Annotated in this window: 21 protein-coding genes, 1 tRNA gene and 1 pseudogene; 8 read left to right on the top strand and 15 right to left on the bottom strand. The window is 67.0% G+C overall.

Features of this window, described 5'->3' with window-relative positions; translation table 11 throughout:
- Positions 1-9: 9 nt before the first annotated feature.
- Together HUK65_RS00700 and HUK65_RS00695 are read right to left on the bottom strand one after the other, a co-directional pair.
- Positions 10-1,047 carry a hypothetical protein gene (locus HUK65_RS00700; protein WP_179904195.1) on the bottom strand — a complete coding sequence of 346 codons (1,038 nt, stop codon included), beginning with the start codon at positions 1,045-1,047 and terminating at the stop codon, positions 10-12.
- Between the two features lie 203 nt (positions 1,048-1,250).
- The gene (locus tag HUK65_RS00695; RefSeq protein WP_179904194.1) at positions 1,251-2,879 is read right to left on the bottom strand and encodes an AMP-binding protein; all 1,629 of its coding nucleotides are present in this window, start codon (positions 2,877-2,879) and stop codon (positions 1,251-1,253) included.
- A 243-nt stretch (positions 2,880-3,122) separates the two neighbouring features.
- Here HUK65_RS00695 and HUK65_RS00690 point away from each other — a divergent pair, with 243 nt between their 5' ends.
- Entirely contained in the window at positions 3,123-3,830 is a 708-nt protein-coding gene (locus HUK65_RS00690; RefSeq protein ID WP_179904193.1) for a Hint domain-containing protein, read from the top strand.
- Here HUK65_RS00690 and HUK65_RS00685 read toward each other — a convergent pair.
- From HUK65_RS00685 to HUK65_RS00660, 6 genes and pseudogenes are all read right to left on the bottom strand, one after another.
- Positions 3,800-5,995, bottom strand: a complete 2,196-nt coding sequence (locus HUK65_RS00685) for a 3-hydroxyacyl-CoA dehydrogenase NAD-binding domain-containing protein (RefSeq protein WP_179904192.1) — start codon at positions 5,993-5,995, stop codon at positions 3,800-3,802. The genes HUK65_RS00690 and HUK65_RS00685 overlap by 31 nt on opposite strands.
- A 15-nt stretch (positions 5,996-6,010) precedes the next feature.
- Positions 6,011-7,222, bottom strand: a complete 1,212-nt coding sequence (locus HUK65_RS00680; protein ID WP_179904191.1) for an acetyl-CoA C-acetyltransferase — start codon at positions 7,220-7,222, stop codon at positions 6,011-6,013.
- Positions 7,223-7,562: 340 nt separating this feature from the next.
- A complete protein-coding gene (locus HUK65_RS00675; RefSeq protein ID WP_179904190.1) occupies positions 7,563-7,775 on the bottom strand; it encodes a hypothetical protein in 213 nt (70 codons plus the stop codon).
- 48 nt (positions 7,776-7,823) lie between these two features.
- Positions 7,824-9,599 carry an acyl-CoA dehydrogenase C-terminal domain-containing protein gene (locus HUK65_RS00670; protein WP_179904189.1) on the bottom strand — a complete coding sequence of 592 codons (1,776 nt, stop codon included), beginning with the start codon at positions 9,597-9,599 and terminating at the stop codon, positions 7,824-7,826.
- Between the two features lie 125 nt (positions 9,600-9,724).
- Positions 9,725-10,090: pseudogene (locus tag HUK65_RS00665) on the bottom strand (MerR family transcriptional regulator); the annotation flags it as partial.
- Positions 10,091-10,435: 345 nt separating this feature from the next.
- Positions 10,436-10,966: a Hint domain-containing protein gene (locus HUK65_RS00660; RefSeq protein ID WP_179904187.1), complete on the bottom strand. Its 531-nt coding sequence runs from the start codon at positions 10,964-10,966 to the stop codon at positions 10,436-10,438.
- A 230-nt stretch (positions 10,967-11,196) separates the two neighbouring features.
- On the opposite strand from HUK65_RS00660, the gene HUK65_RS00655 reads away from it, so the two are divergent.
- Together HUK65_RS00655 and tig are read left to right on the top strand one after the other, a co-directional pair.
- A tRNA-Leu gene (locus HUK65_RS00655) sits at positions 11,197-11,281 on the top strand.
- Positions 11,282-11,306: 25 nt separating this feature from the next.
- Entirely contained in the window at positions 11,307-12,638 is a 1,332-nt protein-coding gene (tig, locus tag HUK65_RS00650; protein WP_179904186.1) for a trigger factor, read from the top strand.
- 497 nt (positions 12,639-13,135) lie between these two features.
- Here the strand turns inward: tig and HUK65_RS00645 are convergent, their stop codons facing one another.
- The 7 genes from HUK65_RS00645 to HUK65_RS00615 all read right to left on the bottom strand — a co-directional run bounded on the left by HUK65_RS00645 (position 13,136) and on the right by HUK65_RS00615 (position 19,353).
- A complete protein-coding gene (locus tag HUK65_RS00645; RefSeq protein WP_179904185.1) occupies positions 13,136-14,179 on the bottom strand; it encodes a patatin-like phospholipase family protein in 1,044 nt (347 codons plus the stop codon).
- Positions 14,169-14,639 carry a methyltransferase family protein gene (locus tag HUK65_RS00640; protein ID WP_179904184.1) on the bottom strand — a complete coding sequence of 157 codons (471 nt, stop codon included), beginning with the start codon at positions 14,637-14,639 and terminating at the stop codon, positions 14,169-14,171. The genes HUK65_RS00645 and HUK65_RS00640 overlap by 11 nt, the downstream gene beginning before the upstream one ends.
- Before the next feature lie 87 nt (positions 14,640-14,726).
- Positions 14,727-15,599, bottom strand: a complete 873-nt coding sequence (gene mmsB / locus HUK65_RS00635; protein WP_179904183.1) for a 3-hydroxyisobutyrate dehydrogenase — start codon at positions 15,597-15,599, stop codon at positions 14,727-14,729.
- Positions 15,596-16,660, bottom strand: a complete 1,065-nt coding sequence (locus HUK65_RS00630; protein ID WP_179904182.1) for an enoyl-CoA hydratase/isomerase family protein — start codon at positions 16,658-16,660, stop codon at positions 15,596-15,598. Before HUK65_RS00630 ends, mmsB begins: the two co-directional genes overlap by 4 nt.
- Positions 16,661-17,806: an acyl-CoA dehydrogenase family protein gene (locus HUK65_RS00625; RefSeq protein WP_179904181.1), complete on the bottom strand. Its 1,146-nt coding sequence runs from the start codon at positions 17,804-17,806 to the stop codon at positions 16,661-16,663.
- Between the two features lie 179 nt (positions 17,807-17,985).
- Complete coding sequence (locus HUK65_RS00620; protein WP_179904180.1) at positions 17,986-18,540, bottom strand: thioredoxin family protein; 555 nt, start codon at positions 18,538-18,540, stop codon at positions 17,986-17,988.
- Between the two features lie 18 nt (positions 18,541-18,558).
- Positions 18,559-19,353 (bottom strand): enoyl-CoA hydratase, encoded by a 795-nt coding sequence (locus HUK65_RS00615; RefSeq protein WP_179904179.1) that lies wholly within the window; start codon positions 19,351-19,353, stop codon positions 18,559-18,561.
- A 59-nt stretch (positions 19,354-19,412) separates the two neighbouring features.
- Between HUK65_RS00615 and HUK65_RS00610 the strand changes: the two genes are divergently transcribed.
- The 5 genes from HUK65_RS00610 to HUK65_RS00590 all read left to right on the top strand — a co-directional run bounded on the left by HUK65_RS00610 (position 19,413) and on the right by HUK65_RS00590 (position 25,155).
- The gene (locus tag HUK65_RS00610; protein ID WP_179904178.1) at positions 19,413-19,838 is read left to right on the top strand and encodes a PaaI family thioesterase; all 426 of its coding nucleotides are present in this window, start codon (positions 19,413-19,415) and stop codon (positions 19,836-19,838) included.
- Positions 19,835-20,992 carry an RsmB/NOP family class I SAM-dependent RNA methyltransferase gene (locus tag HUK65_RS00605; RefSeq protein WP_179904177.1) on the top strand — a complete coding sequence of 386 codons (1,158 nt, stop codon included), beginning with the start codon at positions 19,835-19,837 and terminating at the stop codon, positions 20,990-20,992. Before HUK65_RS00610 ends, HUK65_RS00605 begins: the two co-directional genes overlap by 4 nt.
- Positions 20,993-21,145: 153 nt before the next feature.
- A complete protein-coding gene (locus tag HUK65_RS00600) occupies positions 21,146-23,335 on the top strand; it encodes an ATP-binding protein (RefSeq protein WP_235441675.1) in 2,190 nt (729 codons plus the stop codon).
- 190 nt (positions 23,336-23,525) lie between these two features.
- The gene (locus HUK65_RS00595) at positions 23,526-24,512 is read left to right on the top strand and encodes an NAD-dependent epimerase/dehydratase family protein (protein ID WP_179904176.1); all 987 of its coding nucleotides are present in this window, start codon (positions 23,526-23,528) and stop codon (positions 24,510-24,512) included.
- Between the two features lie 82 nt (positions 24,513-24,594).
- Entirely contained in the window at positions 24,595-25,155 is a 561-nt protein-coding gene (locus tag HUK65_RS00590) for a helix-turn-helix domain-containing protein (RefSeq protein ID WP_179904175.1), read from the top strand.
- The last annotated feature ends 6 nt before the right edge of the window (positions 25,156-25,161 follow it).

The following is a 25,161-nucleotide window of genomic DNA, read 5'->3' as shown; positions in this document are numbered from 1 at the left end:
GCGCTCTGGTCAACTGTCACAAATGGTCTGGATCCGGATCCAGTCATTGTCGGTGATCAGCGGGGAGAGGGGATTGGGCAGGTTCAGCGCGTCGGCGCTGAGCCCGTGCGGTCGGTCCTGGACCAGGAGGCTTGAGAGCCAGGGGGTCGGATCCAGACGCGTGGCCTCGAAACGGGCGCCGAGGGCGGTGCTGTCGGGCATGGCGGCGGTTGTCGAGAACAGGGTGCTGGCGTAGCCGGTCACGGTATCGGCGGGCAGGTCGCCCTGGGTCAATAGGCGGATCGTGGCAGTCAGGCCGGCGTGGCGCAGCACCCCTTGCAGAGGATCGGTGCGGCTGGCGCGCTCGGCCTCGGCGAGCAGGAAGCCGGCGAGTTCTTCGGGGGTTTCAGCGTTCAGGATCAGGCGGTTGTCCACCAGAATGTGACGCCCGGGCAGGTTGAGCGTGGCGGGCGCGCCGGGCGGGAAGGCGTCAATGACCACGATGCTGCGCGGGGCGGCGAAGAGCCGGTTGCCCAGCACTTGCAGGGCGGCGCTGCCCCATTCGGCGCGGCAGATGCTGCGGGCGGGGTCGGTGGTCATGTCCGCAAGGATCATCTGGCCGATCTGCACCCGTTTGGCCAGCGGCACCACGCCCGCGGTATGGCGCACCACCGCGCCGGGCAGCCAGACCACCAGCAGCCCCGCCAGCAGGATCGCGCCCGCCCCCAGGGTGAAGCGGCGGCGCATTTCACCCTTGCTGCGGGGCGCGGCCAGCGCGGCGGTCAGGGTTTCCATCGCTTCCAGCAGCAGGGGTTCGTCAATATCCAGCGTTTCGGTGTCATGGCTGCGGCTGGCATCGGCGGGGATGAAGCGGGCCGGGGTCTGGCCCGGGTTCAGGCGCCGGATGGCCGAGAGCGACCAATGGCTGAGCACCATGTCCGAACGGCTGTCGACGATCACCATCGTTGCCTTGCCGAAACGGATCACGACATCGCGGCGCTGCATCCCCTGGCCGGCCGCCCAGAGGCCCGGCCCTTCAAGCCGCTGATACTTGTCGAATGCCGTCATGTGGCGGACCCTGCTCTGTCCTGCTGCCGTGCCAGTGCATCCGGCATCTGTTGGTCCAGCCCCTGCCCATGCGCTTTGTTCATGCGGTTATCCCCCGCGCTGGCGCGACATTACAGGAGCCAGCGGGGGGCGGCAATCGCCAACCATGCCTGTGGGGGACAGCGGGGCAGCAAAGGGGGCGCCGCCGCCCCCCGGGGCCGGGATCAGAGCGCGCGGGCGGCGTTGCGCAGCTCGAACTTCTGGATCTTGCCGGTTGAGGTCTTGGGCAATTCCTGGAAGACCACCGTCTTCGGCGTCTTGAACCCGGCCAGCCGTTCGCGGCAGAAGCCGATCAGATCGGCCTCGGTGACGTCTGCGCCGTCCTTGACCTCGACAAAGGCGCAGGGGACTTCGCCCCATTTCTCGTCCGGTTTGGCCACCACCGCCGCCAGCAGCACGGCGGGGTGGTGCATCAGCGCGTTTTCGACCTCGACCGAGCTCACATTCTCGCCGCCCGAGATGATGATGTCCTTGGCGCGGTCGGCGATCTTGATCCAGCCATCGGGGTGTTGATAGGCAATGTCGCCCGAGTGGAACCAGCCGCCCCTGAAGGCTTCGGCCGTGGCCTCGGGGTTGCGGTAGTAGCCTTTCATCACGCAATTGCCGCGATGCATCACCTCGCCCAGGGTGGCGCCGTCACGGGGCACCTGGGTCATGGTGTCGGCGTCCAGCACGGTGATGCTTTCCATCATCGGCATGGCCACGCCGGTGCGGGCCTTGATGGCGTAGCGGTCGTCATCGGGCAGATCGTCCCAGTCCTCGGGGCGCCACAGGCATTCGGTGACATGGCCATAGGTTTCGGTCAGGCCGTAGACCTGCGTCACCCGGAACCCCAGCGGTTCGATGGCGCGCAGGGTGGCCGCCGGGGGCGGGGCGCCGGCGGTATAGGTCTGCACCACATGGTCAAAGGGGCGCCGGTCGCTGTCACGCGCGTTGATGATGGTGTTGAGCACGATGGGCGCGCCGCCAAAATGGGTGGCGCCATTGTCGGCGATGGCGTCATAGATGGCGCGCGCGGTGATGTCGCGGCAGCAGATGACGGTGCCGCCCAGCATCGGCATCATCCAGCTGTGGTTCCAGCCATTGCAATGGAACAGCGGCACAATGGTCAGGTAGCGCGCATGCAGCGGCATCTGCCAGGCGACGGCGGTGCCCATGGTCATCAGATAGGCGCCGCGGTGGTGATAGACCACGCCCTTTGGCCGTCCCGTGGTCCCCGAGGTATAGTTCAGCGCCAGGCTTTCCCATTCATCCTGCGGCATGATCCAGTCAAACCCCGGATCGCCCCCGGCGATGAACGCCTCATAGTCGCGGTGCCGCCCCGAGGCCGCGATGCCCGCCACCGGGTCGGGCACCTCGATCACGGTGGGGGGCGTGTCAAGTGTGGCGCAGGCGGCCTCGACCAGGTCCAGGACGGCACTGTCCACCAGCACCAGCTTTGCCCCGCCATGGGCCAGGATATAGCCGACGGTATCCACATCCAGCCGCGTGTTGATGGTGTTGAGCACCGCCCCGCAGGCGGGAACGCCGAAATGCGCTTCGACCTGCGCGGGGATATTGGGCAGCAGGGTGGCCACCACATCGCCGGGGGCGATCCCTTCGGCGGCAAGGGCGGATGCCAGCTGCGACACGCGGGCATGATACTGCGCATAGCTGTGCCGGATATCGCCATAGACCACCGCATCGCGCCCGGCAAAGACATCCGCAGCCCGGCGCAGATGCGACAGCGGCGTCAGCGCCACATGGTTGGCCGCGCATTTCTCCAGCCCGGTCTCGTCTGCCATCCAGCCCATACCTGCGCCTCCTCTGGTCGGGTGGTCCGGGGGAGAAGTATTGTCCTGCACAGCATGATTTCAATGCATTTCTGCAGGTCCGGGTGCTGACAGGCGCCGGTTTTCATGGCGAGACTCCGGCGCGCCCGGCCAGGTGCGGAGAGTTTGTCCTGAATTTGCCTCAATTCTTCCTGCATTTCGCCCCTGCGCCGAGGCTACCTGTCCCTGGCGCCCGGATGGGCCTGGCAAGGGGAGACTGTGATCATGACTGGAGTGCTGACGGAAATCGCACGCCGGCGGCCTGTGACCGGAATCACCGATCGCGGCGATGTCTGGCCCATCGGCGATGGATTGCGCCACGGCGTGCCGCCGCATCTGCGTCCTGCGGCGGGGCTGGTTGCCGGAACACGGGTGTCCACTGAATTCGGCTGGCGCGCGGTCGAAACCCTGCGGCCCGGAGACCGCGTGCTGACCTTCGATGAAGGCCTGCAAGGCGTTGTCTCTGTCACCATGAACCCTGCATCACCGCAGGGCGGGACGCCAAAGCTGATCCATGTGCCGAAGGGCGCGCTGGGCAATCGCGCGCCCCTGCATGTGCTGCCGAGTCAGCGCCTGCTGATCGACACCGGCCTCGCCGAGGGCCTGATCGGTGATCCGTTCGTGCTGGTCACGGCGCAGGCCCTGGTCGGTTACAAGGGGATCAGCGCGGCGCCGGGCAGCGCCCTGGCCGTCAAGCTGCGCTTTGCGCGCGCGCTTCTGGTCTTTGCCGAAGGTGCAGCGGTGCTGCACTGCCCCGCGACCCCGGACAGCGCAGCAGCGACGGACCCCGACCGTCCCGGCTACAGGCAGCTCTCACCGCAGCACGAGGCTCAGCTTGTCGCATCGCTGCGCCGGGGCGATGGCGGGATGGTTGCGGCCCCGGCGCAGCCATGGGGGTCGGCTCAGGCCGCCCGGCCGCGGCTGGTTTCGTAAAAGCTGCCTGCGCCCTCGGCCATGCCCCGCAGCATCTGCGGGGCCTGGAAGCGGGGGCCGTGGTCGGCCTCCAGCCGGTCACAGACCTCCACCGCGAAGCCCGCGCCCAGCATGTCCAGCCAGGAAAACGGCCCGCCCGACCAGGGCGCAAAGCCCCAGCCCAGGATCGCGCCCACGTCGCCCTCGCGGATATCGGTCAGCACACCCTGTTCCAGCGCGCGCACGGCCTCCAGCGCCTGCACGAACATCAGCCGGTGCTGCACGGTGATCAGATCTGGCTGCACTTCCGCCTGGGGGAATTTCTCGGCCAGCCCGGACCACAGCCCCGTGCGCTTGCCCTTCGCGTCATACTCATAGAAGCCCGCGCCCGCCTTGCGGCCCAGTCGGTCCTGCTCGACCATCCAGAACACCACCTCATCGACATCGCCATCGGGGTAGGCGTCGCCCATCGCGGCCCGCGTCGCCTTGGCGATCTTGGCCCCCAGATCGAGGCTGGTCTCATCCACCAGTTGCAGCGGCCCCAGCGGCATCCCCATCAGCTTGGCGGCGTTTTCCACCAGCGCGGGCGCCACCCCTTCGCGCACCAGCCGCATCCCTTCGTTGATATAGGGAATGATGCAGCGATTGGCGTAGAAGAAGCGCGCATCGTTGACGACGATCGGCGTCTTGCGGATTTGCCGCACGAAATCCAGCGCCTTGGCCACGGCCCGGTCGCCGGTCTGCTGGCCGCGAATGATCTCCACCAGCAGCATCTTGTCCACGGGGCTGAAGAAATGGATGCCGATGAACTGCTCGGGGCGCTTGGACGCCCTGGCGAGATCGCTGATCGGAAGGGTGGAGGTATTGGTGGCGAAGATCGCATCCTCGGGGAGCACGGCCTCGGCTTTCGCGGTCACCTCGGCCTTGATCTTGGGGTCCTCGAACACCGCCTCGACCACCAGATCGCAGCCCTCCAGCGCGCTGTAATCCGTGGTGGGGGTGATCCGGCCCAGCACCTCGGCCTTCTTGGCCTCAGACACCTTGCCGCGCTTCATGCCCTTGTCCAGGATCCCCTCGGCATGGGCCTTGCCCTTCTCGGCGGCCTCCTGCTGCGCGTCGATCAGAACAACCTCGATCCCCGCATTGGCAGCGACATAGGCGATGCCCGCGCCCATCATCCCCGCGCCCAGAACGCCCAGCTTGGCGACCTTCTCATCCTCCACCTGCGGGCGGTTGGCGCCCTTCTCGAGCGCCTCCTTGTTGATGAAGAGCGACCGGATCATGGCGCTGGAGGAGGGGTTCATCAGCACATGGGTGAACCAGCGCGCCTCGACCTTCAGCGCCGTATCGAACGGCACCAAGGCGCCCTCATAGACCGCTGACAGAAGCGCCTTGGCCGCCGGATAGACGCCCTGCGTCTTGCCGTTGATCATGGCCGAGGCGCCCACGAAGGTCATGAACCCCGCTGGATGATAGGGCGCGCCGCCGGGCATCTTGTAGCCCTTGGCATCCCAGGGCTTGACCAGATCAGCGTCGGTGGCGTTCAGAACCCACTCTTTCGCGCGTGCCAACAAGTCATCGCCCGGCACCACCTCGTCGATGATCCCCACGCCTTTGGCCTTCTTCGGCTCCGAGAGCTTGCCCTCCAACAGGAAGGGCGCGGCGGCCATGGCGCCCAGCTTGCGGGCCAGCCGCGTGGTGCCACCCGCGCCGGGGAAGATGCCGACCATGATCTCGGGCAGGCCGATCTTGGCCTTCGGGTTGTCGGCAGCGATGATCCGGTGGCAGGCGAGCGGGATCTCCAGCCCGATCCCCAGCGCCGTGCCGGGAAGCGCCGCGACAATCGGCTTGCCGCCTTTCAGCTTCTTGGGGTCCATCCCCGCGCGCTCGATCTTGCGCAGCGTCGCGTGCATGGACATGATGCCGTCGAACAACCCCTTCTCGGGCTGGTCCCCCGCCATTTCCTTCATCCTGGCGATGACATTCAGGTCCATGCCACCGGCGAAATCCGGCTTGCCCGAGGTGACGATCACGCCCTTCACGGCGTCATCCCCAAGTGCGGTGTCGATATGGGCGTCCAGTTCGGCCAGCCCCTCCATCGACAGCACATTCATGGATCTGTTTTCGATGTCCCAGGTGATGGTGGCCACGCCATCGGCATCGACGGAATAGTGAAAATCGCTCATTGTCCTTGCCTCCCCTTACACGCGCTCGATGATCGTGGCCGCACCCATGCCCGAGGCCACGCAAAGCGTCGCCAGCCCCGTGCCCTTGCCGGTGCGCTCCAGCTCATCCAGCAACGTGCCGATGATCATGGCGCCGGTGGCGCCCAGCGGATGCCCCATGGCAATGGCGCCACCGTTCACGTTCACCCGGTCGCTGTCCACGCCAAACGCCTGCATGAAGCGCAGCACCACCGAGGCAAAGGCCTCGTTGACCTCGAACAGATCAATGTCGGAGATCGCCATGCCGGTTTCGCGCAGGATCTTCTCGGTCACCGGCACGGGGCCGGTCAGCATGATCGTGGGATCGGTGCCGATCCTGGCCGTGGCCCGAATGCGCGCGCGGGGCTTCAGCCCGTGCTTCTCGCCGAAGGCCTTGTTGCCGATCAGAACCCCGGCGGCTCCATCGACGATGCCGCTGGAGTTGCCTGCATGGTGGATATGCTCGATCCGCTCCAGATGCGGGTATTTCATCAGGGCCACCTTGTCGAAGCCGGGCATCACCTCGCCCATCTCCCTGAAGGCAGGGTTCAGCGCGCCAAGGCTCTGCATGTCGGTGTCCGGGCGCAGATGTTCATCCCGCTCCAGGATCGTCAGCCCGTTGATATCGGTCACCGGCACGACCGATCCCGCAAAGCGCCCGTCCTCCCAGGCCTGCGCTGCACGCTTCTGACTTTCCACAGCCAGGGCATCCGCCATGTCGCGGGTGAAGCCATATTCGGTGGCGATGATGTCGGCGGCAATGCCCTGGGGCACGAAATACCGCTCCATCGCCACCGAGGGGTCCACCGCCACCGCCGCCCCGTCCGAGCCCATGGCCACGCGGCTCATCATCTCGACCCCGCCTGCGATATAGGCCATGCCGGCGCCACCGCGCAGCTGATTGGCAGCAAGGTTCACGGCCTCCATCCCGCTGGCACAGAATCGGTTGATTGCCAGCCCGGGCACCTGCTCGTCAAAATCCGAGGCCATGACCGCCGTGCGCGCCAGGCAGCCACCCTGTTCGCCCACCTGGGTCACGTTGCCCCAGATCACATCGTCGATCGCGCGCGTGTCCAGGTCATTGCGCGCCTTGAGCGCATTCAGGACCCCCGCCGACAGCCGCACTGCGGTCACTTCATGCAGGCTGCCATCGGCCCGGCCCTTGCCGCGGGGCGTGCGGATCGCGTCATAGATGAAAGCTTCGGTCATGGGGTCCTCCCGTGGGGTGTCTTGGGGGCAAGGCGTGGCCGTGACGGCGCGCGCCGCTTGCATGGATCGCCCGGCCCGGGTGGCGGGCCAGTTTGAGTATTTTTGGCAAGAAAATGGTGTATTGCGCTGCTAACCATTTCTTAACCTTCCAGTGCCATCCTGTGAAAACGGTACAGGCTGGAGAGCCGATGACCGTGCAAGGAAATGCTCCACCCGCCGACCGCCCGGAACCGTGTTGTTTCAAAGATGGGCCGCCGGTCGGGTGGGGTTTCTCTTGCCTGCATTTTCTTGCTGAAAATACTCCCGCCGGAGGCATCCGACCTGTCAACAGGCACCGCCATCATCGTTTTCGCGCCTCCAGTTCCGCATTGAACAGGCGCAAGCGGTGGCCGAGGTTATCCGCATCGGTGACGGACTCGAAATTCTCGAACAGGAAGCTCAGCGCCTCGCCTTCCTCCAGCCCGGCCTCCTGTGCGAAGCGGCGCAGGCGGCGATAGGCGTCTTCGGTCATGGCGATGTTGAAGCGGCGGGTCAGGCGCAGGCGCTTTGGCATTCGATCCTCCTGGCGGGAAGCTCCGGGATAGGGGCCTTTGGCCGCAGCCTAGAACGCCTCGGCCGGAAGCGCCATGATCGTCTCACCTCCGGCGTGGATGCGGGCCAGATGCATCGAGGTGGCGGGCAGCTGCCGCGCCATGTAGTAGCGCGCCGTGGCGATCTTGGCGTCGTGGAAGTCACGCGCCCCGGTCCCGGCGTCCAGCGCGGCGCTGGATGCGCGCGCCATTTGTGCCCACATCAGCCCCAGCGCCACATGGCCGAACAGATGCATGTAATCCGTGGCCCCCGAAAGCGCATCATTGGGGGCCTTCATCCCGCGTTCGGCGAAGTATCCCGTGGCGGCCTGCAGTCGCTTGAGTGCGCCCTCCAGCGGTTCGGCCAGGGGTGCCAGGCGCTCGTCGGCCCTGAGGTCCTCGCACGCGCTGCCCACCAGCTCGAAGAAGGCCATCACCTGCTTGCCGCCGTTGAGCGCCAGTTTCCGACCTACCAGATCCAGCGCCTGGATGCCGTTGGCGCCTTCGTAGATCATGGCGATGCGCGCATCACGGACGATCTGCGACATGCCCCATTCCTCGATATAGCCATGCCCGCCATAGACCTGCTGGGCGGCCACGGCCATCTCGAAGCCCTTGTCGGTCAGGAAGCCTTTGATCACTGGCGTCAGCAGCGACACCAGGGCCTCGGCTTCCGCGTCGCCTTCGCGGTGGGCGCGGTCCAGCTGGAGCGCCCCCCAGAGCGTGAGTGCGCGCGCGCCTTCGACAAAGCTTTTCTGATCCATCAGCATCCGGCGGATATCCGGGTGCACGATCAGCGGGTCGGCCGGGCCGTCAGGGTTTTCGGCGCCGGTGACGGCGCGGCCCTGCAGGCGGTCGCGGGCATAGGCGGCGGCCTGTTCGTGGGCCAGCGCGGCCTGGGCATAGCCCTGCAGGCCGACGCCCAGGCGGGCCTCGTTCATCATGGTGAACATGGCGGGCATGCCGCGGTGCAATTCGCCCAGCAGCCAGCCCTTGGCACCGTCATAATTCATCACGCAGGTGGCGTTGCCGTGGATGCCCATCTTGTGCTCGATGCTGCCGACGCTGACCCCGTTGCGCGCGCCCAGGCTGCCATCCTCGTTCACCAGGACCTTCGGCACGATGAAGAGCGACACGCCCTTAGTGCCCGCGCCGCCGCCCGGGGCCTTGGCCAGCACCAGATGCACGATGTTGTCCGTCAGGTCATGTTCCCCGGCGGAGATGAAGATCTTCTGCCCGGTGATGCTGTAGCTGCCATCCTCCTGCGGTTCGGCCTTGGTGCGCATGAGGCCGAGGTCGGTGCCGCAATGGGGCTCGGTCAGGTTCATTGTCCCGCCCCAGGCGCCCGAGATCATGTTGGGCAGCCAGGTGCGTTTCTGATCCTCGGTGCCATGGGCGTAGATGGCCGAGGCGGCGCCATGGGTCAGCCCGGAATACATGTTCAGCGCCATGTTCGCCGCGCAATGCATTTCACCCACGGCCGTGTGGATCACATAAGGCATGCCCTGACCGCCATATTCGGGGTCCATGTCCAGCCCGGTCCAGCCGCCCTCGCACAGCTGATCATAGGCGGCCTTGAACCCCTCGGGCGTGTAGACGATGCCGTTTTCCAGCCGGCAGCCCTGCGCGTCGCCCACCTGGTTCAGCGGTGCAAGGACCTCGGCCGCGAGGCGCCCGGCCTCGGTCAGGATGGCCGCCGTGGTGTCGGCATCCATGTCATCGAAGCCGGTAATGCCGCAGGCGGACACGCCAAGCATGTCCTGCAGGACGAATTGCAGGTCCTGGATCGGAGGGGTGTAGCTGGTCATCAGAAGTCCTTTCCGGTTTGCGAGGCGTGGGCCGGGGATGTTGATGTCGTCCCGTGACGGGCGCTGTCGCCGCCACGGGGGGCGCGGGTCAGGGAATCGCGGTCAAGGTCAATGCCGGCGCGCTTCAGGACGCCTTCGCCCCAGGCCAGTTCAAGGCGCAGGTCGGCGATGGCCTCGTTCAGTTCATCACGCTGGCGTTCCATGTCGGCCAGACGGTCCATGGCGATGGCATAGGTCTTGCGCAATTGCCGCAATTCGCTGTCATCGCGGTCATACATTTCCAGCAGTTGCCGGATCTGTTCCAGGCTGAAGCCAAAGCGCTTTCCGCGCAGGATAAGTTTCAGCCGGGCGCGGTCCTTGCGGGTGAACAGCCTGTGCTGGCCCCTGCGTTCCGGGAACAGCAGTTCCTTGGCTTCATAGAAGCGCAGGGTGCGTGGCGTCACATCGAACGCAGCGCACATCTGGCGGATTGTCCATTGATCTTCGTCCATGATCCCCTCGGCATCTGATGCGGTCCTTCTGTCCTGAAGGTGGTCGCGCCGTGCATCGCATACAAGAGGAAGTTGACGTGAACGTAAATAGCGACGCAGCGTCCCCGGGCCGGTTGACCTTGCGTGACATTGCGGGATGGGCGCGGCTGAGGCGGTGTGCATCCCGTGCAGGATTGCCCGGGAATTTAGGCGGATAGCGGCGGATCAGGCCAGAGCGGTACGAGCAGGACGCCCCGCCCTGCATATGCGCGCTCTGGCCCGAGGGGCGATTGCAGGTGCCGGGGGCTGCTCTGCGGTGGTGTGCGCTGACACGGGTCCGTTGCGCCCGCAAAAGCTGCAGAGCCGTCAGGCTGCCATCTGCCGTGGTGCAGGGGAGGCGCCGGATGTCGCCTGTGTGGTTGCAACGGCCACGCGCAGACCGTTGACGCGCAACACCGCCGGGCGATCCAGAACCAGGGACCAGAGCACCGCATCGCGCCGCGATTCGCGGGTGATCAGCGCATCATCGACCAACCGCCAGGCCGCAACCGCGGCGGGTCCATCGGCCAGCAGGCGGGTGCGCCAGTCTTCATGCAGGATCTCCTGCTGCGCGCCGACCAGAAGGTCCCGGTCCAGCCGGGCCGCCGGGTCCAGAGCGCCCGGCGCAATGCGCACCAGTTCGGCGCGTGCCAACCGCTGCATCTGGCGGCCGCGCAGCACTGTAATCCGGCCCGTGGCATCGATCAGCGTGTCCCCGGCCAGCAGTGAGTCGATCGGTCGATCTCCGGCAAGTGTGCGGACCAGCGTTCCCGGTGCGAAACCGGTCCTGCGCCCCGCTTTGGCGCAGGGTGCTTCGGCGGGCAGGGGGCGGGGCAGGGAGATGCTTTGAACCGGCATGACAAACCTCACTCGTTCCGGGACTATTGCACTGGGACTGTTTCCAACAGGTAAACGATGGCGTGGAAACATGACGAAATCATGGCGGTTTGCGGCCATGGGTCTGGCCATGACCCCGGGGGGCAGCACGCGTGGCGGCTGGTGCGCTTTTCCTCTCGCATCCGACTTGGCCATTTGCTAGAAGGCGCGAAATTTCGGGTCCCCGCGCGCGGAGGCCCGGCACAGGTATTGCGGGTGTGGCGAAATTGGCAGACGCACCAGATTTAGGTTCTGGCGCCGCAAGGCGTGGGGGTTCAAGTCCCTCCACCCGCACCAGATCGAAGCGAAGGGAAACAACAGAATGCAGGTCACCGAGACCCTGAACGAAGGCCTCAAGCGCGGGTATACGATCACCGTCACCGCCGCCGAGCTGGATGCCAAGGTGGATGAGAAACTGTCCGAAGCGCAGCCCGAGATCGAGATGAAGGGCTTTCGCAAGGGCAAGGTGCCCATGCCGCTCCTGAAGCGCCAGTTCGGCAAGCGTCTGCTGGGCGAGGCCATGCAGGAAGCCGTCGACGGCGCCATGAACAAGCATTTCGAGGACAGCGGCGACCGCCCCGCCATGCGCCCCGATGTGACCATGACCAACGAGGACTGGTCCGAAGGCGATGACGTGGTGGTGGCCCTGAACTACGAGGCCCTGCCGCAGATCGAGCTGCCGGACCTGAGCGGGATTACCCTGGAAAAGCTGGTGGTCAAGGCCGATGACGTCGCCGTCGATGAGGCGCTGGAGAACCTGGCCAAATCCGCCCAGAGCTTCGAGGACAAGGACGGCGCCGCCGAAGATGGCGACCAGCTGACCCTCGATTTCGTCGGCAAGATCGACGGCGAGCCGTTCGAGGGCGGCGCGGCCGAGGATTTCGCCCTCGTGCTGGGATCGGGCCAGTTCATCCCGGGCTTCGAGGAGCAGCTGGTCGGCGCCAGCGCCGGGGAGGAGAAGGCCGTCACGGTGTCCTTCCCCGACGATTACGGCGCCGAGCATCTGGCCGGCAAGGAAGCCGTGTTCGACTGCACCATCAAGGCCGTGAAGGCCCCCGCCGAAGCGAAGATCGATGACGAACTGGCCACGCGCTTCGGGGTGGAGGATCTGGACACGCTGAAGGGCCAGATCCGTGAGCGGCTGGAGGCCGAATACGCCCAGGCCGCCCGCGCGGTGATGAAGCGCGGCCTGCTGGATCAACTGGATGAAACCGTGACCTTCGACCTGCCGCCCTCGCTGGTGGAGGCCGAGGCCAAGCAGATCGCGCACCAGCTCTGGCATGACGAGAACAAGGATACCGATCCCAACGATCACAGCCATGGCGAGATCGAACCCACCGAGGAACATGTGAAACTGGCCGAGCGCCGGGTGAAGCTGGGCCTGCTGCTGGCCGAGATCGGCTCGAAGGCCGAGATCGAGGTGAGCGATCAGGAAATGACCCAGGCGGTCATCCAGCAGGCCCGCCAGTATCCCGGTCAGGAGCGCCAGTTCTTCGAGTTTATCCAGCAGAACCCGCAGATGCAGCAACAACTGCGCGCGCCGATCTTCGAGGACAAGGTTGTCGATCACGTGGTCGAACAGGTGAGCGTGACCGAGAAGGAGATCGACAAGGACGCGCTGCAGAAGGCTGTAGAGGCGCTGGACGAAGACTGAGCCACAGGTTCCAGGATTTGGTTTGCGAGAAGGCGCCCCGCTCGTGGGCGCCTTCTCTTATTGGAGCAATTCGTTATTGCGTGAACTGCTGCGCCGCAACCGGAGGCGCGGTTGTCGACCGCGCCCCGATGCGCCGGTCGCTTCATTTCTTGCAGATGTTGCAAGCGCCCCCGAGCCGCGCCCCACCCACCCGCCCGCGCGCCTCGGGGGCGCTGCCCAGCGCGCGAGCGCACTGGACAGGGAGATTGTTGCGACGTCTGGACGCTCTCCGACATCAAGGAAAAGTCAGGCCAAAAACGGTGTTTGCGTCCGTGTATGCCTCCCACATCTGGGCATGTGAGGACGCTTGCAAATCCGATGCGCCCTCCGCGCAGTTCGCGCGGTTATGCATTGGAGCATCGATCGATTGGCGCGCACCCTGCGCCCGGCGCGCCGGGGTGGGTGGGTGGGAGGCGTGCCGGGCGCAGGGTGCTCCGGTGTGTTATTGGGCGCAGGGCTCAGTTGAAGAGCGCGGCGAGATCTACCGTCGCCTCGGTGTTCAGCGCGCCCTTGTGCTGTTCCAGAAAGCCCCCGCAGGCGCGTCGCCCCGCCTCTTTCAGCTCATGCAGCAGATACGGGGTCGGCGCCAGCTTGCTGGTGACCGACAATGAGTTCATCAGGTTGTCATCGCTGACCATATGCACCAGCACGTCCTTCATGGCGCCTTCGGGGATCCGCCCCTCGCCGATCAGCCGCTTGACGAAGCCGATGGCGCGTAACTCCCGCAGAAGCGAGGAGTTGAAGCTGATCTCGTTGACGCGGTTCTGTATGTTCTGCGGCGTCTGCGGGACCATGTCGCGCAACAGCGGGTTGATGTTGACGATCACGATATCCCGGGGCAACTCAGGGTCGAAGAGCGGGAACAGCGCCGGGTTTCCGGTATAGCCGCCATCCCAGAAGGCCTCGACTTGCCCGGTCTTCGGGTCTTCGAATTCCACCGCCTGAAACACTGTGGGCAGGCAGGCCGAGGCCAGGATCGCCTCGGATGAGATTTCCTCATGCTCGAACACCCGGATCTTGCCGGTGCGGACATTGGTGGCGGCGATGAACAGGGCCGGGCCCTCATGGGCGCAGACCTGATCGAAGCGCAGGCTGCGGACCACACCCTCCAGCGGGTTGCGGTAGAGCGGGCCATAGGCATAGGGGCTGACCAGCCGGGTGGCAACCTCCATGGGGTTGAGCGGCATGAAGGTTTCGGCCAGGGAATTGAGCGCCCCCACCGGCGGCAGGAAGCTCGCGAACCACCCGGTCATGCGCATGTCACGCACCGCGCCGACCTGGTGCCAGATGCGGTCCAGCACGCGGCGGGCTTCCTCGGGGCCGCCCGAGACCAGCCCGGCCTTCAGCGCCGCCGCATTCAGCGCCCCGGCCGAGGTGCCCGAAACGCCCGCGATCTCGATATCACGTTCCTGCAGCAGCCGGTCCAGGACACCCCAGGTGAACGCCCCATGCGCGCCGCCACCCTGCAGTGCCAGATTGATCCGCTTGACCTCATATCGCATTGCGGCCTCCCTGCGGCAGGTGCACCCAGCGTCCGGTGCGGTTGAAATAGGCCTCGGCCTGCGGGCCGAAGGCGGCGCGCAGCCGGGCCTCTTCGGGCAGGATGAAGCGGCGTTGCAGCACCCAGGCCAGCGCGGGAACCAGCGGCCAGCCCAGATGCGCGCCCCAGATCAGGATGAACCCGGCCAGCAGGATCACATCGGCCAGATAGATCGGATTGCGGCTGAGGGCAAAGATGCCGTCGGTGATCAGCGCATCGGGGACGCGATGGGGCACGATGGTGGTGCGATGGCGCAGGAAGCGGCCTGCGGCGATGGCCATCAGCGCCGCGGCCAGCGCCACCAGCGCCCAGCCCGCCGCCACCATCATCGCCCCCGGAGCCGCCCAGACAAACGTGCTGGCCCAAGCCAGCGCCAGGGCGGCCAGCAACCAGATCGGAGGATAATCCAGAACACGCAGCATCCCCCGACGAAACCCTGCCTGCGCGCGAATGGCAAGAGCGAAGCGCGGCGTGGCGCGCGCGACGGGATGCCGCGCGCGACGGCCCGGTCAGCCCCGTCCGCGCCCTTCGAACCGGGGCAGCATGGCCGAGAAATCGCGCCCGTTGCCATCCTCGGCCTCGACGAATTGGGTGTAAAGCTCGGTGGCGCGGGCGCCCATGGGGGTGTCGGCGTCGGCGGCCTCGGCGGCTATCTGGCTCAGGCGCAGGTCCTTGAGCATCAGCTCGGCCGCGAAACCGGGTGTGTAGCCGTTGTCGGCGGGCGATTGCGGACCAACCCCGGGGGCCGGGCAATAGGCGTTCATGCTCCAGCTGTAGCCCGAGGAGGTGCTGACCACATCGAACATCTTCTGGCGGTCCAGGCCCAGCTTGTCGGCCAGGGCAAAAGCCTCGCAGGTGGCGATCATGGTCACGCCCAGGATCATGTTGTTGCAGATCTTGGCGGCCTGGCCCGCGCCGGGGGCGCCGCAATGCACGGCTTTCTGGCCCATGATCTCGAACAGCGGCTGCACCGTGGCAAAGGCGTCATCCGACCCGCCGACCATGAAGGTCAGCGTGCCGGCCGCCGCCCCGCCCACGCCGCCGGACACCGGCGCGTCCAGCGCGCCCACTCCTGCGGCTTCAGCCTGATGCGCCACCGCGCGGGTGCTTTCCACATCGACGGTGGAGCAATCACACAGCACCGCGCCGGGGGGCATGGCCGGGATCACCTGTGCGGCCACCTTGCGCAGGATATCGCCATTGGGCAGCATTGTGATCACCACCTCGGCGCCCTCGGCCGCGGCTTCGGCGCTGTCGGCAGGGGTGACGCCCTCGGGCATGGGGGCGGCCAGGTCAAAGCCTGTCACCGCGTGGCCTGCGCGGGCCAGATTGGCGGCCATGGGGCCGCCCATGTTGCCCAGTCCGATGAATCCGATCTTCATGCCTGCTCCTCCTCCTCGAATGTCAGGTCATCCGCGCCCAGCGGCGCCAGCATTTCAGCGACCTCGGCGGCGGTGACGGCGTCGATGCCGTCATGGCGCCAGCGCGGGCTGCGGTCCTTGTCTATGATTGCGGCGCGGATCCCTTCCAGAAAATCGCCCCGGTCCATGCTGCGCCAGACCCAGCGAAATTCGGCGCGCAGGGCGGCGCGGATATCGGCGCCGTCCTGCGCGCCGATCATTGCCGCCGTGCAGGCCAGGCTGAGCGGGCTGTTGCGTTTCAGCGCCTTGAGTGCCGCGGCGGCGGTGTCGCCGGGTGTCTCGGCCAGCCGGGCCATGATTGCCGCCACCTGCGCCCCGCCTTCGCCTGTGGCACCATAGGCGGCGTTCAGCGTGTCTGCGGCTTCCGCCAGCGGGCTTTCGGGTGCGGGTTGCGCGGCTGTGGCAAGCAGCGATGCATCGCCCGTCTGGCAGAGCTGCGCCATGAGGTCGGGCCAGTCGGCGCGGGGGATGAAATGGTCGGCAAAGCCCATGTGAACCGCATCGCCCGGCCCCATACGCGCGCCCGTCAGCCCCAGATGCAGCCCCAGGCGCCCGGGCGCGCGGGCCAGAAGCAGCGTGCCGCCCACATCCGGGATCAGCCCGATGCCGCATTCCGGCATGGAAATCTGCGTATCCTCGGCCACCACACGATGCGCGACATGGCAGCCATAGCCCACGCCGCCGCCCATGACGAAGCCGTGCAGGAAGCTGACCACAGGTTTCGGATAATCCGCCAGAAGTGCGTTCATGCGGTATTCATCGCGCCAGAAGGCGCGGCCTGCGTCGAAATTTCCCGCGCGGCCCTGTTCATACATATAGGCGATATCGCCGCCGGCGCAGAAGGCGCGGTCCCCGGTGGCGTCCAGGATCACCAGCGCCACCGATGGGTCATCGCGCCAGCGGGTCAGGGCCTCGGTCGTTTCCAGACATTGCGCATGGGTCAGGGCGTTCAGCGCCTTGGGGCGGTTCAGGGTTAGCCGCCCGGCGCGGCCCTCGGTGCGGACAAGCAGTTCCGGTTCCATTCAGCCCCTCTCGGCCAGAAGTGCGCGCGCGGTGATCAGGCGCATGATCTCGTTCGTGCCTTCAAGGATCTGGTGCACGCGCAGGTCGCGCACGATCTTTTCGATCCCGTAATCGGCCAGATAGCCGTATCCGCCGTGGAGTTGCAGGCATTGATCGGCCACGCGGCTGCCGGTTTCGGTGACCAGCTTCTTGGCCATGGCGCAGAAGCGGGTGGCATCGGGGGCGCCGGTGTCCAGTTTCCACGCCGCCTGGCGCAGGAAGGTGCGGGCGGATTGCAGTTCGATCTCCAGGTCGGCAAGGCGGAATTGCAGCGCCTGGAACTCGTCCAGCCGTTTGCCGAAAGCACGCCGCTCGCCCATGTAGGCGATGGTCGCATCCAGCGCCGCCTGCGCGCCGCCGAGGCTACAGGCGGCGATGTTGAGCCGCCCGCCATCAAGCCCGTTCATGGCGTAGCGAAAGCCCGCGCCTTCGTCGCCGATCAGGTTGGCGGCGGGGACCGGGCAATCGTCGAACTGCACCTGCCGGGTGGGCTGGGAGCGCCAGCCCATCTTGTCTTCAAGCCCCCCGAAGCTGAGCCCCGGCGCGCCGGTTTCCACCAGCAGCGCCGAGATGCCCTTTGGCCCGGGCTCGCCGGTGCGGGCCATGACCACATAGGCATCCGAATAGCCCCCGCCCGAGATGAAGGCCTTGGTGCCGGTGAGGGTGTAGCCCTCGTTCGTGCGGGCGGCCCTGGTGCGCAGGGACGCGGCATCCGAGCCTGCGCCGGGTTCGGTCAGGCAGTAGCTGAGCACCGTCTCCAGCCCGATGGCGGGGGTGAGGATGCGGGCCTTGAGGTCCTCGCTGGCGAATTTGTCCAGCATGGCGGCGCACATGTTGTGGATCGACAGGAAGGAGGCGACCGAGGGGCAGGCCATGGACAGGGCCTCGAACACCAGGGTCGCGTCAAGGCGGGTGAGGCCCGTGCCGCCCGAATCCTCGGAGACATAGAGGCCGCCGAAGCCAAGCTCGGCCAGTTTGGGCCAGAGGTCGCGCGGGATGGTGCCTTCGGCCTCCCATGCGCGGGCGTGGGGGGCGATTTCGGCCTGGCCCACGGCATGGGCCATGTCGAATATGGCCTGTTGTTCCTCGCTCAGGGCGAAATCCATGCGCGTCTCCTCCGGCAACGGCCCATGCGGGGCCTGATTTGAACGGGTGTTTAATTGCCGAATCTTGCCAGAGTTTTGCAAGCGGGGGGCTCCCGCCCAAAGGCGGCGGATTGGAAATCCGCCACCTTCGGTTGGGCCGGGCAGCGCGGGCAGGCCCGCGCTGCGGCTGCGCGAGGGGGTCAGGCGGCGCGCCATTTGATCGAACAGCCCATGGACGGGGTCTGTTCGCGCGGGCCTGCGCCGGTTTCGGCGATCCGGGCCATGGCGTCGAAGAGCTCGCGCCGGGCATCGGGGGCGGCGGGGCGACTGCCCGAGGCGTCCAGCCGGCCGCGGTAGTGCAGCGCGCCAGCGGCGTTGAAGCCGAAGAAATCCGGCGTGCAGGCGGCGCCCCAGGCCTGCGCCACCGCCTGGCTTTCGTCATGCAGATAGGGGAAGGGGAAGGCGTGGTCGCGGGCCATCCGCTGCATTTCAGGGAAGCTGTCGGCGGGGTGGGTTGTGGCGTCATTGGAGCAGATGGCCGCCACGCCGATGCCAAGCGGTTGCAGGTCGCGCGCATCGCGCAGGATCCGGTCCAGCACCGCCAGCACATAGGGGCAGTGGTTGCAGATGAACATGACCAGCGTGCCCTTTGGCCCGGCGATCTGGTTGAAGCTGTAGCTCTGGCCATCGGTGGCGGGCAGGGTGAAACCCGGCGCCTTCCAGCCGAAATCACAGACGGGGGGTGTGGCGGCCATGGTATCCTCCTGTTGCGTCTATTCAGCGGCCCAGTCGGGTTTGCGTTTTTCGATGAAGGCGCTGATGCCTTCATCGGTGTCGCGCAGCAGCATGTTTTCGACCATGACCGCGCCGGTATGGGCGTAGGCCTCGGGCAGGGTCATGTCGATCTGGTCGTAGAAGGCGCGTTTGCCGATGCGCACGGCGGCGCCCAGCTTGGCGGCGACCGTGTCGGCCAGGGCGCGGGTTTCGGCCTCCAGCGCCTCGGGGGCGACCACGCGGTTGACCAGCCCCAGTTCGGCGGCGCGCCCGGCGTTAATGAAGGCGCCGGTGGTCAGCAGCTCGAACGCCTGTTTGCGCGGGATGTTGCGCGACAGCGCCACCATCGGCGTGGAGCAGAACAGCCCTATGTTCACGCCATTGACCCCGAAGCGCGTTTCTTCGGATGCCACGGCCATGTCACAGCTGGCGACCAGCTGGCATCCGGCGGCGGTGGCGATGCCATGGACCTGCGCGATGACCGGCTGCGGCAGGGTGGGGATCAGCTGCATGATTTCAGAGCAGCGGGAAAAAAGGTCGGCGAAATAGGCTGCGCCCTTGTCCTCGGCCGCGCGCCCGGCCTGCATTTCCTTCAGGTCATGGCCCGCACAGAAGGCCTTGCCGGCGCCGCGCAGGATGATGACCCGCGCTTCGGGGTCCGTGGCCAGCGCCTCCAGCCGCGCCTTGAGCGCCGCCATCAGGGCATCCGACAGCGCATTCAGCGCCGCGGGCCGGTTCAGGGTCAGCACGGCGACCCCGGCCGTGACGTCACATTGCACCAGATCGTCGCTCATCTTGTCCTCCATCCCCGTTTGAGGGAAACCTATGCGCGCAGACAGCCGAGGGGAAGGGCATGGAACTGAAAATGGACCGCGCGGCGCTGAGCGATTTCCTGCGCAGGGAGTTTCAGCAGGTCAACGATGACTTCATGATCGAGGAGGTGGCCCCCATGCGCGTGCGCGTGCGGCTGCTGGCGCATGAGCGCCACCTGCGCCCCGGCGGCACCGTGTCCGGCCCGGCCATGTTCGCGCTGGCGGATGTGGCGATCTATCTGGCGGTGCTGGCCATGGTCGGGCCGAAGGGGCTGGCGGTGACGACCAACTGCTCCATCGATTTCATGCGCAAGCCGGCGTCCGGGGTGGATGTCATCGCCGACGCGCGGCTGCACAAGCTGGGGCGCGTGCTGGCGGTGGGGGATGCGCTGCTGTATTCGGACGGGATGGCGCCGCCGGTGGCGCGGGCGGGGCTGACCTATTCCATCCCGCCGGACCGGGCATGACCCCGGGCGCGCGGCTGCAAGCGGCGATCGAGGTCCTGGACCGGGTGCAGGCGGGTGCGGCCCCCGAGGTCGCGCTGACCAACTGGGCGCGCGCCAGCCGGTTTGCCGGATCAAAGGACAGGGCCGCGGTGCGCGACCATGTCTATGACGTGCTGCGGCGCTGGCGGTCCTGTGCGGCGCTGGGGGGCGGGGACAGCGGGCGCGCGCTGGTGCTGGGTCTGCTGCGCGGGCGGGGGGGCGATCTTTCGCTCTTCGATGGCGCCCGCCATGCCCCCGCGCCCCTGACCGCGGCCGAAAACGCGCATCTGGCCGCGGATCCGGACCTGTCCGAGGCCGAGGCGCTGGATTGCCCTGACTGGCTGATGCCCGATCTGCGCGCCGCGCTGGGTGCGGATTTCGCCCCGGTGATGGCGGCGCTGCGCCATCGCGCGCCGGTGTTCCTGCGCGCCAACCTGGCACGCACTGACCGCGATGGCGCCCTGGCCGCACTGGCGGCCGAGGATATCGGCGCCCGTCCGCATCCGCTGGCCGCCACCGCGATCGAGGTCACCCGCAACGCCCGCCGGGTCCGCCAGTCGCGGGCCTTTGGCGCCGGGTTGGTGGAGTTGCAGGACGCCGCCTCGCAGGCTGTGGTTGAGGCGCTGCCGCCGCTTGACGGGCTGACGGCGCTGGATTTCTGCGCCGGTGGAGGCGGCAAGGCGCTGGCCATGGCCGCGCTGGGCGCGCAGGTCCACGCCCATGACATCGCCCCCGCCCGGATGCAGGACATCCCCGCCCGGGCGCAGCGCGCCGGCGTGCGGGTGGAGCGGGTCGCACACCCGGCGGGCGCCTTTGATCTGGTGCTGGTGGACGCACCCTGTTCCGGGTCCGGAAGCTGGCGCCGGGACCCCTGGGGCAAATGGACCCTGACGCGCGCCGGGCTGGACCGGCTGACGCAGACCCAGGCAGAGGTGTTGGCGCAGGCCGCGCCCCTGGTCGCGCCCGGCGGATGGCTGGCCTATGCCACCTGTTCCCTGCTGGACGCCGAAAATGAGAGCAGCATCAGGCAGTTCCTGGATCGGAGCCCGGATTTCACGGTGCAATCCACGCTGCGCTTGACCCCTCTGGACGGCGGCGACGGGTTCTCTCTTGCAACTTGCAGGCGAAAAACCTGACGCGGTAGCGTGATAGCGGGTCGCTTCGGTGGCGCTCCGGCGTTAACCTTCGGTTCACCATGTTGCCTTATGGACAGAAGGAGAACGCTGCCAGATGTGCCGACAGGAGGGAACGCGCCCGTGCATGCCATGCTTGCCACAACGGAAACCCGCATGAGCGATCATCCGGCACCCCGGTCCGGGGCCTTGTTGCGCGCATGGCCCGGTCTCTGGTTCGGTCTGGTCGCTCTGGCTGCCATGCTGACGGGCCTGGGCCTGCTGCCGGTGGTGCCGCTGGCGGGGCTGGTGCTGCTGGCGGCGGGCAGCACGGTGCTGCTGGTCGGGGCGGGGCTGTCGGTCCAGCACGCGGTCCGGGCGGCGCGGCGTGATCGGGCGGTGCGGGCCATGGCGGCGGTCCTGTCCCGCGATCCCTGCGCCTGCCTTCTGGCGGATCCGCGCCTGGGCCAGGTGGTGTGGGCCAATCCTGCCGCCGCCGCCCGGCTGGGCGTGGCGTCCGGCGATCCCTGCGCTGCCATCCTGCGCCCCTGGATCGTGGCTCCGGCCGAACGGGCGGGCAGGCTGCATGATCAGGTCAGCGCCCTGGGCCGGGTTGACCTGCAGATCGACACCGGCACCGGGCAACTTCTGTTCGACCTGGCCGAGGCCGCCTCGGGCCTTGTCCTGTGGCGCGTGCAGGGTGCGCAGCCCACCGAGACCACGCCGCTGCGCGGCCCGGAACCGGGGGCGGGGCAGCAGGACCCAAAGGACAACAGGCCGCAGGATGCAGGGTCTACACAGAGCGTGCCGGGCTTCGATGGCCTGCCCGTGGGGCTGGCCCTGCTGGACGAAGCGGATCAGGTGACCCGGATCAACACCGAGGGACGGCGCCTGCTGGGGCTGGCCAGGGACGAAGCCCTGGACCTGACCCGGGTGCTGGAAGGGCCCGGGCGTCCGCTTGGCGACTGGCTGGCGGACATGCGCGCAGGCAAGGCGCCGAACCGTTCCGAGATCCTGCGGGCACCACGCTCGGGCGATTCGACCTTCCTGCAGGTGACCCTGCGTCGCCTGGGCCGCGAGGATGCGGACAGGCTGCTGATGGTCCTGTCCGATGCCACCGACTTCAAGGAGCTTGAAGACCGTTTCAGTCAAAGCCAGAAAATGCACGCCGTGGGGCAGCTGGCAGGGGGCGTGGCGCATGATTTCAACAACCTGCTGACGGCGATCCTGGGGTATTGCGACCTTCTGCTGCTGCGCCATGACCGCTTTGATCCGGATTACCCGGACCTGATCCAGATCCAGCAGAATGCCAACCGCGCCGCGGGGCTGGTCCGGCAGTTGCTGGCCTTCTCGCGCAAGACGCGGATGGAGCCCGAGGTTCTGGACGTCGAAGAGACCCTGTGTGAACTGGCGCATCTGCTCAACCGGCTGCTGGGAGAGCGGGTGACGCTGACGCTTGTTCATGGCGTGGACATGGGCCATATCCGCGCCGACCGGCGGCAGGTCGAACAGGTGCTGATGAACCTGTCGGTCAATGCCCGCGATGCCATGCCCATGGGCGGCGAGATCCGGATCGAATCGCGCATGGTGACGCTTGACAGGGATCTGTTGCGCGACAAGGCCAGGGTGCCCGCCGGGACCTATGCCCAGATCATCGTCCAGGACGAAGGCACCGGGATTGCCCCCGAACATCTTTCCAAGGTGTTCGAGCCGTTCTTCACCACCAAGTCGCCGGGCAAGGGCACGGGACTGGGCCTGTCCACCGTCTATGGAATCGTCAAGCAGACCGGCGGATTCATCTTTGTCGACAGCGAGCTGGGAAAGGGCACCAGTTTCACGCTCTATTTCGCGGTCCATGACCCCGCGACAGACGCCGCTGACCCTGCACCGGACACCGGCGTGTTGGTCGCAGCACACCCTGATCCGGATGCCCCGCGGCCCGGCCAGCAGCCGCCCGAGCCCGCGACCATCGGCGCCATCCTGCTGGTGGAGGATGAAGCCCCCGTTCGCGCCTTCACGGCCCGTGCCCTGCAGATGCGCGGCCATTCGGTGATCGAGGCCGATTGTGGCGAGGCGGCCCTGCGCATCCTCGAGGATCCTGACCTGCATGTGGACCTGTTTGTCAGCGATGTGGTCATGCCCGGGATGGATGGCCCCTCCTGGGTGCAGCAGGCTCGGAAAGAGCGCCCCGATGTCCCGGCCATCTTCATCTCGGGCTATGCCGAAGAGCATCTGCCGCAGGGCAGCGCCGATGTTCCGGACTCGGTTTTTCTGGGCAAACCCTACAGCTTGCAGGACCTGACCGGTCTGGTGTCACGCGAACTGGGCCGCCAGGGGGCCGCCGCGCGCCCGGTGATCAGACCCTGACGGCACTGCGGCAGGGTCGCCTGCGGCAGCCAGGTCCCTGGCCGATGTGAAGAAACTGGCGCGGCGGTGACCCGCCGCGCGTGCCTTGCGATTGTGCCCTTTATCGCCCGATCTCGATGCTCTAGACCCGTTACCGACCCCGGATGCCTGCAGACCGGGCGATCCGGGGACATTCATGAAGGAGGCGGGGATGATCGCCATCACGGGCGGCAGCGGGTTCATCGGCAGCACCCTTTGCACGCGGCTGGCGCAGCGCCAGACGGGCTTTCGGATCCTGGACACACGGCCCTCGCCCCTGTTTCCGGAACGCGCCACCGCTTGCGATATCTGCGATGCCGACGCGTTGCGCACCCATCTGGCGGCTGAGACCGTGATCCATCTGGCCGCCGAGCACCGCGATGATGTCCGCCCGCGCCAACGGTATCATGCGGTGAATGTGGGCGGCACCGAAACCCTGACCGCCGTGGCGCGAGAGAAGGGGATCGACCGGATCGTCTTTACCAGCACGGTGGCTGTCTATGGCTTTGCTCCGCCGGGCACTGCCGAAGATGGCGCCATCGCACCCTTCAATGACTATGGCCGCACCAAATACCAGGCCGAGCAGGTGCTGCGCGCCTGGCAGGCCGAGGCCCCCGACCGGCGCTGCCTGACGATCGTGCGGCCTACGGTGGTGTTTGGCCCCGGCAACAGGGGCAATGTCTACAATCTGCTGTCCTTCGTAGGGTCGGGGCGGTTCGTGATGATCGGGGCCGGGCGCAACCGCAAGTCCATGGCCTATGTGGAAAACCTCGCGGCCTTCCTGCACCATGCCACCACCCTTGGCCCCGGGGTACATCTGTTCAACTATGTGGACAAGCCGGATCTGGACATGAACGCGCTGGTCTCGCTGGTGCGCCAGCGGGTGCGCGGGAAATCCGGGGTGGGGCCGCGGGTGCCCTACTGGTTCGGGCTGGCCGGGGGGTATGTGGCCGATGCGGTGGCGGCCGTCAGCGGGCGACGCCTGCCCATCAGTTCGATCCGCGTGCGCAAGTTCTGCGCCGACAGCAGCTTTGCCAGCGCCGCCCATGATCTGGAGGGCTTCGCGCCCGTCATGACCCTGTCCGACGGGTTGGAGCATACCTTGCAATCCGAGTTCCTGAACCCCGACCCTGACGCACCGGTGTTCGAGACGGAATGACGCGCGCTGGCGCCCTTTACGTGAAATTCCGTTTGATTTTTTCATGAGCCGCGATAGGCTGCCCTCAGTCGAAAGGGCCGCCATGTCTTCTCATTCCCGCTCTCTTGGTGCCGATCTGCGCGCGCTGCGCCGGGCGCGCAAGCTGACGCTGCAGGACCTGGCCGCGCGCATGGGGCGTTCGGTCGGCTGGCTCAGCCAGGTGGAGCGTGACATCTCTTCGCCCTCGATCACCGAATTGCGCGCTTTCGCAACATTTTACGATGTGCCGCTGGCCATGTTCTTCGGCACCGCCGAGGCGCCCGAGCATGAGGCCGGGCGCGTGGTGCGGCGGGGCGCGCGGCGGATGATCTCGGACCCCGGCACCGGGCTGCATGAGGAACTTCTTTCGCCCGATCTGACCGATGACTTCGAGGTGATTCTCTCAACCTTCGCGCCCGGCGCGCGCCGTCCTGATGCCCATGTCCGCCACACCACGGAAATCGTGCATATGGTCTCGGGGCGGTTGGTGATCTGGCTGGACGGCGACCGGTTCGAGATCGGCCCCGGCGACAGTTTCCGCACCCGCGGCGAGGCGCTGCGCTGGGAAAACCCCCATGATGCCCCGGCGGTTGCCGTCTGGGTCATCTCTCCGCCCGTGTATTGAAAGGAG

Source organism: Rhabdonatronobacter sediminivivens, assembly GCF_013415485.1.
Lineage (GTDB): Bacteria > Pseudomonadota > Alphaproteobacteria > Rhodobacterales > Rhodobacteraceae > Rhabdonatronobacter > Rhabdonatronobacter sediminivivens.
This window is presented reverse-complemented; position numbering and strand designations above follow the sequence as displayed.

Bases quoted from the DNA above. Each gene is read 5' to 3' on its own strand.
- HUK65_RS00690 (WP_179904193.1), top strand. From the start codon at position 3,123: ATGACTGGAGTGCTGACGGAAATCGCACGCCGGCGGCCTGTGACCGGA.
- HUK65_RS00670 (WP_179904189.1), bottom strand. From the start codon at position 9,599: ATGACCAGCTACACCCCTCCGATCCAGGACCTGCAATTCGTCCTGCAG.
- HUK65_RS00680 (WP_179904191.1), bottom strand. From the start codon at position 7,222: ATGACCGAAGCTTTCATCTATGACGCGATCCGCACGCCCCGCGGCAAG.
- HUK65_RS00615 (WP_179904179.1), bottom strand. From the start codon at position 19,353: ATGAGCGACGATCTGGTGCAATGTGACGTCACGGCCGGGGTCGCCGTG.
- mmsB (WP_179904183.1), bottom strand. From the start codon at position 15,599: ATGAAGATCGGATTCATCGGACTGGGCAACATGGGCGGCCCCATGGCC.
- HUK65_RS00685 (WP_179904192.1), bottom strand. From the start codon at position 5,995: ATGAGCGATTTTCACTATTCCGTCGATGCCGATGGCGTGGCCACCATC.
- HUK65_RS00605 (WP_179904177.1), top strand. From the start codon at position 19,835: ATGACCCCGGGCGCGCGGCTGCAAGCGGCGATCGAGGTCCTGGACCGG.
- HUK65_RS00675 (WP_179904190.1), bottom strand. From the start codon at position 7,775: ATGCCAAAGCGCCTGCGCCTGACCCGCCGCTTCAACATCGCCATGACC.
- tig (WP_179904186.1), top strand. From the start codon at position 11,307: ATGCAGGTCACCGAGACCCTGAACGAAGGCCTCAAGCGCGGGTATACG.
- HUK65_RS00695 (WP_179904194.1), bottom strand. From the start codon at position 2,879: ATGGGCTGGATGGCAGACGAGACCGGGCTGGAGAAATGCGCGGCCAAC.
- HUK65_RS00630 (WP_179904182.1), bottom strand. From the start codon at position 16,660: ATGGAACCGGAACTGCTTGTCCGCACCGAGGGCCGCGCCGGGCGGCTA.
- HUK65_RS00700 (WP_179904195.1), bottom strand. From the start codon at position 1,047: ATGACGGCATTCGACAAGTATCAGCGGCTTGAAGGGCCGGGCCTCTGG.
- HUK65_RS00625 (WP_179904181.1), bottom strand. From the start codon at position 17,806: ATGGATTTCGCCCTGAGCGAGGAACAACAGGCCATATTCGACATGGCC.
- HUK65_RS00600 (WP_235441675.1), top strand. From the start codon at position 21,146: ATGAGCGATCATCCGGCACCCCGGTCCGGGGCCTTGTTGCGCGCATGG.
- HUK65_RS00645 (WP_179904185.1), bottom strand. From the start codon at position 14,179: ATGCGATATGAGGTCAAGCGGATCAATCTGGCACTGCAGGGTGGCGGC.
- HUK65_RS00620 (WP_179904180.1), bottom strand. From the start codon at position 18,540: ATGGCCGCCACACCCCCCGTCTGTGATTTCGGCTGGAAGGCGCCGGGT.
- HUK65_RS00590 (WP_179904175.1), top strand. From the start codon at position 24,595: ATGTCTTCTCATTCCCGCTCTCTTGGTGCCGATCTGCGCGCGCTGCGC.
- HUK65_RS00595 (WP_179904176.1), top strand. From the start codon at position 23,526: ATGATCGCCATCACGGGCGGCAGCGGGTTCATCGGCAGCACCCTTTGC.
- HUK65_RS00640 (WP_179904184.1), bottom strand. From the start codon at position 14,639: ATGCTGCGTGTTCTGGATTATCCTCCGATCTGGTTGCTGGCCGCCCTG.
- HUK65_RS00660 (WP_179904187.1), bottom strand. From the start codon at position 10,966: ATGCCGGTTCAAAGCATCTCCCTGCCCCGCCCCCTGCCCGCCGAAGCA.
- HUK65_RS00610 (WP_179904178.1), top strand. From the start codon at position 19,413: ATGGAACTGAAAATGGACCGCGCGGCGCTGAGCGATTTCCTGCGCAGG.